Source organism: Sagittula sp. NFXS13 (genome assembly GCF_040148795.1).
Lineage (GTDB): Bacteria > Pseudomonadota > Alphaproteobacteria > Rhodobacterales > Rhodobacteraceae > Sagittula > Sagittula marina.
The window spans coordinates 99,196-111,993 of sequence record NZ_JAGEMH010000007.1 but is presented as its reverse complement, the minus strand read 5'-3'; the positions used below and the strand labels follow the sequence as shown (position 1 = coordinate 111,993).

11 protein-coding genes are annotated in these 12,798 nt (G+C 62.0%); 10 read left to right on the top strand and 1 reads right to left on the bottom strand.

Translation table 11 applies throughout. The annotated features are described in order from the left end of the window. Position 1 precedes the first annotated feature (1 nt). Positions 2 to 1,537, top strand: coding sequence for an ATP-dependent DNA helicase (locus J4E08_RS14990; protein ID WP_349539190.1), 1,536 nt, complete (start codon positions 2 to 4; stop codon positions 1,535 to 1,537). A gap of 24 nt (positions 1,538 to 1,561) precedes the next feature. Here J4E08_RS14990 and J4E08_RS14985 read toward each other — a convergent pair whose 3' ends face one another. Continuing rightward, complete coding sequence (locus tag J4E08_RS14985) at positions 1,562 to 2,581, bottom strand: NADP-dependent oxidoreductase (RefSeq protein WP_349539189.1); 1,020 nt, start codon at positions 2,579 to 2,581, stop codon at positions 1,562 to 1,564. 111 nt (positions 2,582 to 2,692) lie between these two features. Here J4E08_RS14985 and J4E08_RS14980 point away from each other — a divergent pair, with 111 nt between their 5' ends. The 9 genes from J4E08_RS14980 (at position 2,693) to J4E08_RS14940 (ending at position 12,764) form a co-directional block, all read left to right on the top strand. Further along, positions 2,693 to 4,318 (top strand): long-chain fatty acid--CoA ligase, encoded by a 1,626-nt coding sequence (locus J4E08_RS14980; protein ID WP_349539188.1) that lies wholly within the window; start codon positions 2,693 to 2,695, stop codon positions 4,316 to 4,318. Further along, complete coding sequence (locus tag J4E08_RS14975; RefSeq protein WP_349539187.1) at positions 4,308 to 4,760, top strand: MaoC/PaaZ C-terminal domain-containing protein; 453 nt, start codon at positions 4,308 to 4,310, stop codon at positions 4,758 to 4,760. The genes J4E08_RS14980 and J4E08_RS14975 overlap by 11 nt, the downstream gene beginning before the upstream one ends. Before the next feature lie 66 nt (positions 4,761 to 4,826). Next, entirely contained in the window at positions 4,827 to 6,053 is a 1,227-nt protein-coding gene (locus J4E08_RS14970; protein WP_349539186.1) for an acyl-CoA dehydrogenase family protein, read from the top strand. Continuing rightward, complete coding sequence (locus J4E08_RS14965) at positions 6,046 to 7,068, top strand: phosphotransferase family protein (protein WP_349539185.1); 1,023 nt, start codon at positions 6,046 to 6,048, stop codon at positions 7,066 to 7,068. The genes J4E08_RS14970 and J4E08_RS14965 overlap by 8 nt, the downstream gene beginning before the upstream one ends. Continuing rightward, positions 7,061 to 7,462: a PaaI family thioesterase gene (locus tag J4E08_RS14960; RefSeq protein WP_349539184.1), complete on the top strand. Its 402-nt coding sequence runs from the start codon at positions 7,061 to 7,063 to the stop codon at positions 7,460 to 7,462. Before J4E08_RS14965 ends, J4E08_RS14960 begins: the two co-directional genes overlap by 8 nt. Positions 7,463 to 7,765: 303 nt before the next feature. Then, the gene (locus J4E08_RS14955) at positions 7,766 to 8,731 is read left to right on the top strand and encodes a LysR family transcriptional regulator (protein WP_349539183.1); all 966 of its coding nucleotides are present in this window, start codon (positions 7,766 to 7,768) and stop codon (positions 8,729 to 8,731) included. Positions 8,732 to 8,797: 66 nt separating this feature from the next. Further along, positions 8,798 to 10,315: an arabinosylfuranosidase ArfA gene (arfA, locus tag J4E08_RS14950; protein WP_349539182.1), complete on the top strand. Its 1,518-nt coding sequence runs from the start codon at positions 8,798 to 8,800 to the stop codon at positions 10,313 to 10,315. Between the two features lie 47 nt (positions 10,316 to 10,362). Then, entirely contained in the window at positions 10,363 to 11,448 is a 1,086-nt protein-coding gene (locus J4E08_RS14945; RefSeq protein ID WP_349539181.1) for an ABC transporter ATP-binding protein, read from the top strand. Between the two features lie 41 nt (positions 11,449 to 11,489). Continuing rightward, positions 11,490 to 12,764: an extracellular solute-binding protein gene (locus J4E08_RS14940; protein ID WP_349539180.1), complete on the top strand. Its 1,275-nt coding sequence runs from the start codon at positions 11,490 to 11,492 to the stop codon at positions 12,762 to 12,764. The last annotated feature ends 34 nt before the right edge of the window (positions 12,765 to 12,798 follow it).

Below are 12,798 nucleotides of genomic sequence, written 5' to 3'. Positions count from 1 at the left end.
CATGTCGAGCACAGCAATCACCTTCTCCGAAGATCAGGCCGAAGCCCATGACCGCGTGACGGACATGCTGCGCAAGGCGGGGGTCGATCTGGACAGCGGCGTCTGCCTGCCTGCCAAGGACAGCGACGCCCGTGTCATGGCCCTGATGGGCAAAGCGGGCTCCGGCAAGACCTTGCTTTTGTCGGAACTGGTGAAGGCACTGGAGGGCGTCGGAATCGAGATCGTCTCCGGCGATTACGAAAGCCGCAAGGCATCCGACTCGCGCACACTGGCCGTGCTCGCCCCCACGAACAAGGCGGCCTCTGTCCTGCGGATGCGCGGCGTGCCAGCCACCACCATTCACCGCATCATCTACAAACCGGTTTACGATCCGGAATACGAGAAGGTCGCGGACTGGCTGACAGGCGAGGGCGACGCGCCAGAGCTGCAAGACCTCACCGAGGAGGCACTGGCCCGCGCGCTGGCCTCTTACGAGATCCACAAATCCATTCCCGCCGCTCTGGCTGCGGCCGGTCTGCGGGGGTCGGATTTCATCACCGGATGGAAACGTCGGGATGAACCGCTCGACATCGGTTTCGTCGATGAATCCTCCATGCTGGATGCAAAGCAATTCGAAGATCTGCAAGAGATCTTTCCCAACCTGATCCTGTTCGGCGATCCCGCGCAGCTTGCCCCGGTGGGCCAGTCGGGACAGATGGTGTTCGACGGCATCCCGGAAAAGCACAAGCTGGAGCTGAAGCGCGTGCACCGGCAGGAGGCGGACAACCCGATCCTCGATCTTGCCCATGCGCTCGCCGATCCGCAGATGGGCTTCGAAGATTTCGAGAACATGGTGGAAGACATCTCTCGCCGCGATGATCGTGTGGTTTACGCGCAGCGGGTGGAGGTCGATCTGATGGCGCGCTCGCCGGTTCTGGTCTGGCGCAACGCCACGCGCATTCGGTTGCTCAACGCATTTCGCAACGTCCATAACGCGCCGCTCGACAGCTTGCTGCCCGGGGAGCCGTTGATCTGCGACGGCCTTGAGCTGCCGTTGAAACACCGTAAAAAGCGGCTTGATCTGGAGGCGCGGGGCCTGATCAAGGGCGCGCAGGTGATATACCTCGGACCGGGTCGAAAGCCGGGATTTTCCAAGCTGCATGTTGTGGGCGCGGTGGAGCCGCAAGTGTCTGCCGCCTCCATCGTCAAGATCGAGAAGCCCGATGAGGAAGAACCCTTCATCCCCTTTGCCGCGCGCATGGGCGCGACATTCCTGCACGGCGCGGCTGTGACGATCCACAAGGCGCAAGGCTCGCAATGGGAAAACGTTCAGGTCTTTGCGCCGGACCTGTACACCGCTGCCCGCATGGGGCGGATCGAGGCGGGCCAACCTTTGTGGAAACGTCTGGCCTACGTTGCGATCACCCGCGCGCAATCGCGGCTTTATTGGGTGGTGCGCAACCGCCTGTCCAAGCCGACGGGCGAGCTGCGCATAGATGACCTTGGCGGCACGCCCGCGCCGCTGGCGTTGGAGATGGAAGGCACGCCGGATCTGTGACTGGCGCGCCGAGGAACTGCGCCGTCAGGACACTTTGATCAGTGTCTTGCCGGTGTTTCCGCCGCTGAGCATGGCGATAAAGGCTTGCGGGGCGTTTGCCAGTCCCTCGGTCACGTCTTCGAGGTAGGCAATGTCGCCTGCGGCCACTTTTGGCGCGAGTTTTTCGACGAAATCAGGGTAGTCATCCCAATGATCGAAGATGATGAACCCGTTCACGGACAGACGTTTGGTCAGAATGCTGCGCCAAGCCATCGGCAGTCGGTCCTCTGTCGAATTGACGCCTGAGTACCACGCGATTGTGCCGCAAATCGGGATGCGCCCATGGTCATTCATGAGCGGCATGACGGCCTCAAGCACCTTTCCACCGACATTTTCCCAGTAGATATCTACGCCATCTGGACACGCCTCCGCCAAAGCACTGCGCATGGCGCTTTCGTCCGCATGGGCGCGGTGATCCACCGCCGCATCGAACCCGAAATTTTCCACGGCAAGGCGGCATTTTTCGGCCCCGCCCGCGACGGCCACGGTGCGCAGACCGGCGGATTTGGCCAGTTGTCCAACCATTGCTCCTACGGGGCCGGTGGCTGCGGCGATGACCAGCGTCTCGCCGGCCTTGGGCCGCCCGTATTCGCGCAATCCCGTCCAGGCGGTGAAGCCCGGCATCCCCAGAACGCCAAGCGCCGTGGATGGCGGCGCAGCCTTGTCCCACTTGAACGCGCCATCGGCGGGCAGTACCGCGTGGCTCGCCCAGCCGGTGGCGCCAACCACGATGTCGCCCTCGGCAAACCCGTCGACCTGCGACGCGATCACGCGCCCCACGCCTTGGCCGGGCATGGTATCGCCGATCTCCGTCGCGGCGGCGTAGCTTTTAACCGCATTCATCCGCCCGCGCATGTAGGGGTCGAGCGACAGGGTCTGAACCTCCACCAACATTTCGCCATTGGAAACCTCGGGCAGGGGGCCTTTTTCCAGCCCGAAATCCTCTGGCACGGGCGTGCCTTCGGGGCGGCGCGCAAGGGTGATGCGGGTCATTTGATCGGTCATGGGACCTCCTCTACGTCACGTCCTCGTGGGACGGGCATGAAAACCGGTTGCGCAGGGCCGCGCATCTTGCGCAGTCTAGGTCAACGACTGACGACGGCAAGGGAGGGCCAGATGCAGGGCATGATGATGCAGATGCCGTTGAGGATCATCGAGATTCTTGACTATGCTGCCACCGCGCACCCGAAGGGAGAGATCGTTTCCCAGCGCACAGAAGGCGACATTCACCGGCAAACCTACAAGGACACCTATAAGCGCACCGCGCAACTGGCGCATGGGTTGGAAAGCCTCGGCGTTGGCATGGGCACCCGTGTCGCTACTTTGGCGTGGAACGGCTATCGCCACTTCGAGCTGTATTATGCCATCAGCGGCATGGGGGCGGTCTGTCACACGATCAACCCACGGCTGTCTGCCGAGCAGATGCTGTATATCATCGGCCATGCGCAGGATAAGGTGCTGTGTGTTGACCTGACCTTTGTTCCGATCATCGAAGCACTGGCCGAACACCTGCCGGAAGACCTGCAACTGGTTGTGATGACGGACCGGGCCCACATGCCTGACAGCGCGTTGGACCTGCTGTGCTACGAGGATCTTCTCGACGGTCAAGCGGACAGCTACGACTGGCCGCTGGTTGATGAAAATACCGCCGCCTCGCTGTGTTACACCTCGGGCACCACGGGCCATCCGAAGGGTGCGTTGTATTCCCATCGCTCCACCGTGTTGCACGCATTATTTATCTCCGTGACGCTGCCGAAATCGCTGAACGAAGGTGGCCGCATATTGCCGGTTGTTCCGATGTTTCATGTCAATTCCTGGGGGCTGCCTTATGCGGCACCGCTGGTGGGGGCGTCGCTCATCATGCCGGGGCCAAAGCTGGACGGGCCATCGCTGTACCAATTGATGGAGTCCGAACAGGTCACTGCATCCTGGGGTGTGCCGACGGTCTGGCTGGGCTTGCGCGCCGAGGTCGAGGCGCAGGGCAAACCACCGGAGGCGCTGTCGCAGCTGGTAATCGGCGGCTCTGCTGCCCCACGTGCGATGATCGACTTCTTCGAGCGTCAGGGGGTCGACGTATGCCACGCTTGGGGCATGACGGAAATGTCGCCTGTCGGGACGCATGCACAGGTGCCCGCCGGGATGGACCTGTCTTTTGACGAGCGTGTGTCGCTGAAGGCCACGCAAGGCCGGCGTGTCTTTGGCGTCGAGATGAAGATCAATGACGAAGACGGCAATGCGTTGCCACAGGACGGCAAGGCCATGGGCGAGCTTTTCGTGCGCGGCAACGCGATCATTTCGGGCTATTTCAACAACCCGGAGGCTTCGGAAAAGGCGTTCGATGCAGACGGGTGGTTCGGCACGGGCGACGTGGCCAGCATCTCGGCGGATGGCTTTCTGACCATCCAGGATCGCAGCAAGGACCTGATCAAATCTGGTGGCGAGTGGATCTCTTCGATCGACTTGGAAAACATCGCCATGGCGCACCCCAAGGTCGCCAATTGCGCCGTCATCGCCGTGTCGCACCCCAAATGGGAGGAGCGCCCGCTGCTGGTCGTGGTGCCCAAGGACGGCGGCCCGACGCTGGAGGAGGTGCACGCCCTGATGTTGGAGCATGTCGCCAAATGGCAGTTGCCCGATGCGATGGAATTCGTCGACGATCTGCCTCTGACAGCGACGGGAAAAGTGTCAAAACTGACCCTTCGCCAGCGCTTTGACGGCTACGAGTTGCCCGATGCTGGCTGATGAACTGCGGTCAATGGCCCCCGCAGAAAGCGAGTGGTTCAAGCTGGACACGGCGCGGGTCAAGGCGTTTGCCGATGCGACCGAGGATTGGCAGGACATCCATCTGGACGCGGAGTTTGCGTCCAGATCAGCGTTTGGTGGCACCATTTCACATGGGTTCCTGACACTGTCGATGCTCTCAGCCATGTCTTATCAGGTGATGAAGGGGTTAGCTGGAGTGGCCTCCTCGGTGAATTATGGCTTTGATCGCATTCGCTTTGTTTCGCCCGTACGCGTCGGCCGACGTGTAAGGGGGCGCTTCTCCATTGCCGGTGTCGATGAACCGGAGGAGGGGGAAGAGGGCGGTTGGCTTGACGTGCATTGGGACGTGGAGGTCGAAATCGAAGGCGAGACACGCCCGGCGCTTGTGGCGAACTGGATAACGCGGGTCTACGTGGCATAATCGTGATGGGCTGCGGCGCGCGGGTCGCGCCGCAGCCGACGCGGGGCTGTGGTGAGGGAGAGAGATATGGATTTAGGCATGACCACGCGGGTCAAACCGCTGGTGGAGGCGGTGCGCCGCATGATCAGCGACGAAATCGCACCTTTGGATGCGGAGTTCCACGACGAGGTGGGCCAGCATCCAGACGGACGTTTTCATCACACGGACCGCCAGTTGGAGATCCTTGATGGCCTGAAAGAGCGGGCAAAGGAACGCGGGTTGTGGAACTTCTGGCTGACGGATTCGGATCGTGGGCTGGGGCTGACGACGGTGGAATACGCCTACCTCGCCGAGGAGATGGGCAAGGTCGGCATCGCGGCGGAAGTGTTCAACTGCAATGCGCCCGACACCGGCAACATGGAAGTGCTGGAACGCTACGGCGCGGATTGGATGAAGGCCCGCTGGCTGGCACCTTTGCTGTCCGGCGACATCCGATCGGCCTACGTGATGACGGAGCCGGATCTGGCGTCCTCTGATGCTGCACAACTTGAGTTTTCTGCGGTGAGGGACGGCGACGACTACGTGCTCAACGGGGAGAAATGGTGGATCAGCGGGGCCGGGGATCCACGCTGTGGCCTGTATATACTTATGGCTTGCACCGATCCCGAGGCGCCAAAGCACGCCCGGCATACCATGTTTGTCATGGACCCGGATCTGCCTGGGATCGAGGTGTTGCGCCCGATGAAAGTATTCGGCGCTGATGACGCGCCGCATGGCCACATGCACCTCCGCTTTACCGATGTGCGGGTGCCTGCGGCCAACATCGTTTTGGGCGAGGGGCGGGGCTTCGAGGTGGCGCAGGGGCGGCTTGGACCGGGGCGTATCCATCACTGCATGCGGGCCATTGGTCAGGCGGAAAAGGCGCTGGAAATGATGTGCCGCCGGGGTCAAGCGCGTGAGGCCTTTGGCAAGAAGATCATCGAGTTGGGGGCGAATTACGACATCATCGCCAATGCCCGGATGGAGATCGAGATGGCGCGGTTGCTGTGCCTGAAGGCAGCGTGGATGATGGACACGGCTGGTGTGCGTGCCGCGCAGCCCTGGATTTCGAAGATCAAGGTCGTGGCCCCGCTGATGGCGGGGAAGGTCATCGACGATGCCATGCAGATGCATGGCGCGGCGGGGATTTCGCAGGACTTTGACCTTGCGCACATGTGGACCCACGTGCGGACATTGCGGTTTGCCGACGGGCCGGACGCCGTGCATCGCCGGCAAGTGGCGCGGGCTGAGCTGAAGAAGTACAGCAATGACTGAGGACGAGCTGGCCCGCGTGTCCGGGTGGATGCAGGCGCATGTGGCGGACTTCGAGGGGCCGCTCGTGGCGGAGAAATTCGCGGTGGGCCAGTCCAATCCGACCTATCTTTTGCGCGCGGCGTCAGGGACTTATGTGTTGCGGCGCAAACCGGCAGGGGTGCTTTTGAAGTCCGCGCACGCGGTGGATCGAGAGTTTCGGGTGCAAGCCGCGCTGGCGCAGACCGACGTGCCGGTGCCGAAGATGCTGGCGCTTTGCGAGGATGAGACGGTGCTTGGCGTGACGTTCTATGTCATGAGCCATGTGTCGGGCCGCAATCTGGTGGACCCTAGCCTGCCGGAGGAAGTGCCAGAAACACGCGCGGCATTGATGGCGGAAATGGCGCGGGTTCTGGCGGCGATCCATGACGTGGACCTGGAGGCCGTGGGGCTTGCGGACTTTGGTGCGCCCGGCGACTACTACGCGCGGCAGCTTGGCCGCTGGAGCAAGCAATACCGCGCCAGCGCCACCGAAGCGCAGCCGGGCATGGATCGTCTGATGAGTTGGCTGGACGAGAACCTGCCGCAGGAGGACGGGCCGCGCACATTGGTGCATGGCGATTACCGTATTGATAACATGCTGTTTTCCGAGAACGGGCCGGATTGCCTTGCGGTGTTGGATTGGGAGCTGTCGACCGTGGGGCATCCCTTTGCGGATCTGGCGGGCGTGATTATGCAGTGGCAGTTGCCGACAGGTGTCGACGGGCGCGGGCTGGCAGGATTGGACCGGGCGGCGCTGGGCCTGCCGTCTGACGAGGGCTTCATCGAAATGTATTGCGAGAACAGAGGAATAGAGCGGCCGGACAATTTCGGGTTTTATGTGGCCTTTGCGTTCTTTCGCATGGCGGCGATCTTGCAGGGGGTGAAAAAGCGGGCGCTTGACGGCAACGCGGCGAACCCTGACAAGGCGATGAAGCTGGGTGCCTATGTGCCCAAATTCGCGGAACTTGGATGGGAGGCACGCAAGCAATATGGATGAGCGTTTCAAGGAAGAACCCTATCCTTTTCAGGCACATGTGGGCATGACTGTCGCCGATTGGGGCCACGATATGTGCCGCATCGCGCTGCCCATCGAGCACCATTTGATGAACCGTCACATGAACGTGCACGGCGGGGTCTATGCCTCGCTCCTGGACACTTGCATGGGCTACGCCGGATGCTGGACCGGCGATCCGGACCGGGTGCAGCTGTGCCTGACCCTGTCGCTGAATGTGCAGTTTATTTCCCGACCCAGAGGCGTGCTTTTGACCGGCGTGGGCACGCGCACCGGCGGCGGGCGGGCGACATTTTTCGCCGAGGGCGAGGTTCATGACGAGACCGGCGAACTGGTGGCCAAGGGCACGGGCGTCTTCAAGTATCGCAAGCCCTCCTGAGGCCGGTTAACGCGCCGCGCGGTGTGATGAACACTGCGACCGCACACAACATATCGACCCGTCTGGCCGCAATTCTTAACGGCGTTAACCAGAACGACCGGCTGTTCATGAATTGTTAGAGGACGAACCGACCGGTTCGCGCCGGAAAACCGGTCGGATGTTAAGCTTTGCGGGGCAGGGGCGTCCGACGTGGCGAAAAGCTGGTTAACGGGCGATTTTGTCGCAACCGCGTACCAGATCGCCGAGCGCAAAGGCAGGAACGGCGGCGCGGCATACCGATGGCATCAAGAAGGGGGAAGCGTCGTGGAAACTTACCTGAATTCACTCCGCCCGGTGCAGTTGCGTTTGGTGGCCGCCGTCGCCTTGCATGGAAAGCTGGGCCTTGCGGCCAGCGCCTGTAACATGACGACGCCTGCGGCCTCTCGCATGTTGGCCGAATTGGAAACGCAGATCGGGACGGAGCTGTTTGAACGACGGCCCAAGGGCATGTTGCCGACCCCTGCGGGCATTGTGCTGTCCAGACACGCGCGCAAACTGGTGCATGACATCGACCAGATGGCGCAGGATTTCATGTCTCATCAAGGCGGCACGGCGGGCACCGTGCGGGTCGGGGCGGTCACTGGCGCCGCGCTCGCTGCGGTGATCCCCGCGATCCTTGCGCTGAAGCGCGATACCCCGTTGGTGGATGTGCAGATGGACGTCGCGACGTCCTCTCAGTTGATGCGCGGGCTGGAACGGCAGGCCTATGATTTCACGCTCAGCCGGGTCGGCCCGTATGACTATTCGCGGGACTTTGACATTCACCCGGCCAACAACGAATCCGTATTTTTGATGGTGCGGCAAGGGCATCCGGTGGCTGAGCGCAACGGGGTGGCCCTGCGGGACCTGCGCAACCACATGTGGACCATGCAGGACAAGGGCGCACCGATCCGGCACGCGCTGGAAATCGCCTTTCATGAGGAAGGCACCGACCTGCCGGGAAACATCATCGAGACCGCCTCGGTCGTGGCGATCATGTCGCTGCTGCGCGATTCGGACGTGATTGCCGTGGTGACACAAGAGGTCGCGGACCTGCTGCTGTCCCCGCCCTACAGCGCCGATCTGGTCTTGTTGAAAACGACGCAACCGATCTCGATCGAGCCGTATCACATCCTCTGCCCCACCGACCGGCTGATGTCGCCGGCGGCGGAACGCCTGCTGTCCTTGGTCAAACAGCAGATGCGGGGCGAGGTGTTACCAATGCTGTCAAGGCGAGACGCCAAGAAGTAAATTGTTTGTTAACGCGACTCCCGCCTAAGGTGCTGTTACTTCAGGACTGATACCTTGGGAGGGGACATGAAGGTTCGTGCCACGATCCACCGGGATTTCGCGCTCGCGCAGATCGACAACCGACTTTACTCTGCGTTCATCGAACATATGGGCCGCGCGATTTACACCGGGATCTACGAGCCCGATCACCCTACCGCCAATGCCCACGGGTTTCGCCAGGATGTGCTTGACCTGGTGAAGGCGCTCGACATTCCGGCGATCCGTTATCCTGGTGGCAACTTCGTCTCTGCCTACAAATGGGAGGACGGCATCGGCCCGCAGGCGGATCGGCCCGTGCGGCTGGATCTTGCGTGGCGCTCGAAGGAGACCAATCAGGTCGGGATCAACGAATTCGCCCGCTGGGCCGATGAGGCGGGCATCGAGATGATGCTGGCGGTCAATCTCGGCACCCGCGGCATCGAAGACGCCCGCAACTTTGTCGAATACTGCAACCATCCTTCCGGCACCGCGTGGAGCGATTTGCGCCGCAGCCATGGCGTCGCGGACCCTTACGGTGTCAAGATGTGGTGCCTCGGCAACGAGATGGACGGCCCCTGGCAGATCGGCCACATGGAGGCCAAGGAATACGGTCGCCTCGCAGATGAGACGTCCAAGGCGGTGAAAGCCTTTGGCGGTGGCATCGAAACCGTGGTTTGCGGCTCGTCAAACGATGAAATGCCGACCTACCCCGATTGGGAACGGCAGGTGCTGGAGGAATGCTACGAGAACGTCGACTATATCTCGCTGCACAAATATTTCGGCAATTCCAGCCGCAACTCCCTGAATTACTTTGCCAAGATTGAGGAGACTGGGCGCTACATCCAGTCCATCGGCGGCGTCATCGACTACGTGAAGGCCAAGAAACGCGCCAAGAACGACGTTTTCATCTGCTTTGATGAATGGAACGTCTGGTATCACAACCGCGAAGAAGATTCGAAGAACTGGCATAGCTGGGACTGGCCGGAGGCGCCCGCGTTGCTCGAAGAGGATTACAACCTCGAAGATGCGCTGTTTGTCGGTGGCTTGCTGAACGAATTCATCCGCCGCTCTGACCGGGTCAAGATCGCCTGCATCGCGCAGTTGGTGAATGTGATCGCCCCGATCCGCACGCAAGCCGGCGGCCCGGCCTGGGCCACGTCGATCTACTATCCCTACCAGTTCGCCAGCCTGTACGGGCGCGGCACGGCGCTGAACGTGGCTGTTGACGGGCCGCGCTACGATGCAGAGGTGGCGCAGGATGTGAACTACCTCGACGTGGCGGCGGTGCTGGCACCGGGTGGCAAGGAGATCACCGTCTTTGCCATCAACCGTCATCTGGACACCGAGATGGACCTGAACATGGCGCTGCATGGTTTCACCAATGTGACCCTGATCGACCATCAGGTGATGGGCGGTGACGCATCGCAGGCGCGGGTCGCCAACACCTGTGCGCAACCCGATCTGGTGAAACCGCGCAAAGGCGACAAGCTGTCGGTGGAGGACGGCGGTCTGACGGGTCAACTGCCCGCCTTTTCCTACAGTGTCATTCGGCTGTCAGTCGGGTGAAACAGCGTGAGGAGGCAGGGAGCGCAGATTTGACAGGGGGGAGCGAGATGAACAGCACCGGCGTTCAATTGAGATCGGTGGAGAAGAATTTTGGCGCAGTGAAGGTCATCAAGGGCGTCGACATGGAGGTGCAGCGCGGCAAGTTCGCGGTGTTCGTCGGCCCCTCCGGCTGTGGCAAGTCCACGCTGCTGCGGATGATTGCCGGGCTGGAGGAGACCTCCGGCGGCAGCATCCACATCGGCGACCGCGACGTGACAGACGCGGACCCGGCCGATCGCGGCGTGGCGATGGTGTTCCAGTCCTACGCGCTTTACCCGCACCTGACGGTGTTCGAGAACATGGCCTTCAGCCTGCGGCTTGCGAAACGCCCCAAGGCCGAGGTGAAGCAGAAGGTGCAGGAGGCCGCGGCCATCCTGCAACTGACCGACCACCTGGACAAGAAACCCTCGCATCTGTCGGGCGGGCAACGACAGCGGGTTGCCATCGGGCGCGCCATTGTGCGCGCGCCAGAGGTGTTTTTGTTCGACGAGCCGCTGTCCAACCTGGACGCAGAACTGCGTGTGCAGATGCGTCTGGAGCTGGCGCGGCTGCACCAGAAACTTGGCGCGACGATGATCTACGTCACGCATGATCAGGTGGAGGCCATGACACTGGCCGACACGATCTTTGTGCTTCAGGGGGGCCATGTGCAGCAATCGGGCGCGCCGCTCGATCTGTATGACGATCCGTCCAACCGTTTCGTGGCGGGCTTTATCGGGTCGCCGTCGATGAACTTTGTCGAGGCCACGGTGGAGGCCGTCACCCCGACCGGCATCACCGCGCAGTTGACCGGCCAGCCTGATGCGCGCTTTGATATCGCTCTGACCATGCCCCCCGCGACAGGCACAGCGATCACGCTGGGAATGCGCCCGGAGCATCTGACCATCACGGACGGGGCGGGGCTGCGGGTCACCGTGGATGTGGCCGAGGAGCTTGGCGGCGTTTCCTACCAGCACGGCACGCTGGCCAGTGGCGAGCCGATGATCTTTCAGCAGACCGGCGCACGCCACGGGATGCACGGCACGGTGCAGACCGTTCTGCCAGACGCCCAACGGATATTTGTCTTCGATGCGGAGGGAGACCGCATTCGATAGGCACCGCGCGGCACGACACATAACAAGGAGGAGGACTTATAATGAAACTGTTCACGAAACTGGCGACAGCCACGGCGCTGACCATGGGGCTTTCGACCTCGGCCATGGCGCAGGTCGAGCTTGAATGGTGGGATTTTCTCGCCGGCGGCGACGGTGTCCGGATGAAGGCGCTGATCGACGAGTTCAACGCCGAACACCCCGACATCCAGATCAGCGGCACCACGCTGGAATGGGGGCTGCCTTTCTATACCAAGGTGCGCACGGCCACCGCTGTGGGCCAGGGCCCCGATATCATGACCTACCATTTGTCGCGCCTGCCGCTGGCGCTCGAAGAGGATGTGCTGACCCCGATCACCGATGCCGAGATGGACGCCGCTGGCCTGTCCAAGAGCGACTTTTTCGAGGCCTCGATCACTGCTGCGTCGACCGACGACGGGCAGCTTATGGCGGTGCCCTTCGACATCCACGCGGTGGTCGCATATTACAACAAGACCGCGTTGGAGGGCACCGAGTGGCTGGGCGAGGACGGCAACCTGACGGGCATCGATTCGATCGAGGACATGACCGCGCTGCTGCAATGGGCCAAGGCGGAGGGCTTCTCTGATCCCTTGAGCTTCCAGTCCGAAGGTGGCGGCGGCACGTGGCGGATGTTCTACACGTTGCTGCGCCAGCAAGGCGGCGAAATGATCACCGATGGCGAAGTGCTGGCCGGGGAGAACATGGACAAGGCGGTCAAATCCATTCAGATCCTGGCTGACTGGCGCGCCGAGGGGTTGATCCCCGAACAGGCCGCCTACGAGGCCTCCGTTGCGCTGTTCTCTGGCCAGAAAGCCGTGATGCATATCAATGGTGTCTGGGAAGTGCCGACCTTCAAGGACTCCGCCGCCGATGGGTCGCTGGGCTTTGACTGGTTCGCCAACGAGGTGCCGCAAATGCTGGACCAGCCCGCCACCTGGGCGGATTCCCATGCCTTTGCCATTCCGAACAATCCCAACATGACCGAGGAAGAGCGCGAAGCCGCCCTGACCGTGATCGGCTGGATGCAGCAACATTCGCTGGCATGGGCCGACGCGGGCCATATCCCGGCCTACAAACCCACGGTCGACAGCGACGAATATGCCGCGCTGGAACCCAACGCGACCTACGCGTCACTGGCGGAGAACGCGGCCTTTGATCCGCGGTCGAAAATCGCTGGCGTCGCCTCGCCCGTTTATGACGCGGTGGACAACCTGATCGCCCCGGCGATTCACGGGTTCCTCAGCGCCGAAGACGCGGCCGCCCAGATGAAAGATCAGCTTCAGGGTCTGATGAACTGAGCCACGCCACAGGATCGGGGGCGCGTTGCCCCCG

What these genes read in the sequence shown, in the direction of transcription:
- J4E08_RS14985 (WP_349539189.1), bottom strand. Translation starts at nt 2,581, where the DNA reads ATGACCGATCAAATGACCCGCATCACCCTTGCGCGCCGCCCCGAAGGC.
- J4E08_RS14990 (WP_349539190.1), top strand. Translation starts at nt 2, where the DNA reads ATGTCGAGCACAGCAATCACCTTCTCCGAAGATCAGGCCGAAGCCCAT.
- J4E08_RS14940 (WP_349539180.1), top strand. Translation starts at nt 11,490, where the DNA reads ATGAAACTGTTCACGAAACTGGCGACAGCCACGGCGCTGACCATGGGG.
- J4E08_RS14960 (WP_349539184.1), top strand. Translation starts at nt 7,061, where the DNA reads ATGGATGAGCGTTTCAAGGAAGAACCCTATCCTTTTCAGGCACATGTG.
- J4E08_RS14945 (WP_349539181.1), top strand. Translation starts at nt 10,363, where the DNA reads ATGAACAGCACCGGCGTTCAATTGAGATCGGTGGAGAAGAATTTTGGC.
- J4E08_RS14975 (WP_349539187.1), top strand. Translation starts at nt 4,308, where the DNA reads ATGCTGGCTGATGAACTGCGGTCAATGGCCCCCGCAGAAAGCGAGTGG.
- J4E08_RS14970 (WP_349539186.1), top strand. Translation starts at nt 4,827, where the DNA reads ATGGATTTAGGCATGACCACGCGGGTCAAACCGCTGGTGGAGGCGGTG.
- arfA (WP_349539182.1), top strand. Translation starts at nt 8,798, where the DNA reads ATGAAGGTTCGTGCCACGATCCACCGGGATTTCGCGCTCGCGCAGATC.
- J4E08_RS14965 (WP_349539185.1), top strand. Translation starts at nt 6,046, where the DNA reads ATGACTGAGGACGAGCTGGCCCGCGTGTCCGGGTGGATGCAGGCGCAT.
- J4E08_RS14980 (WP_349539188.1), top strand. Translation starts at nt 2,693, where the DNA reads ATGCAGGGCATGATGATGCAGATGCCGTTGAGGATCATCGAGATTCTT.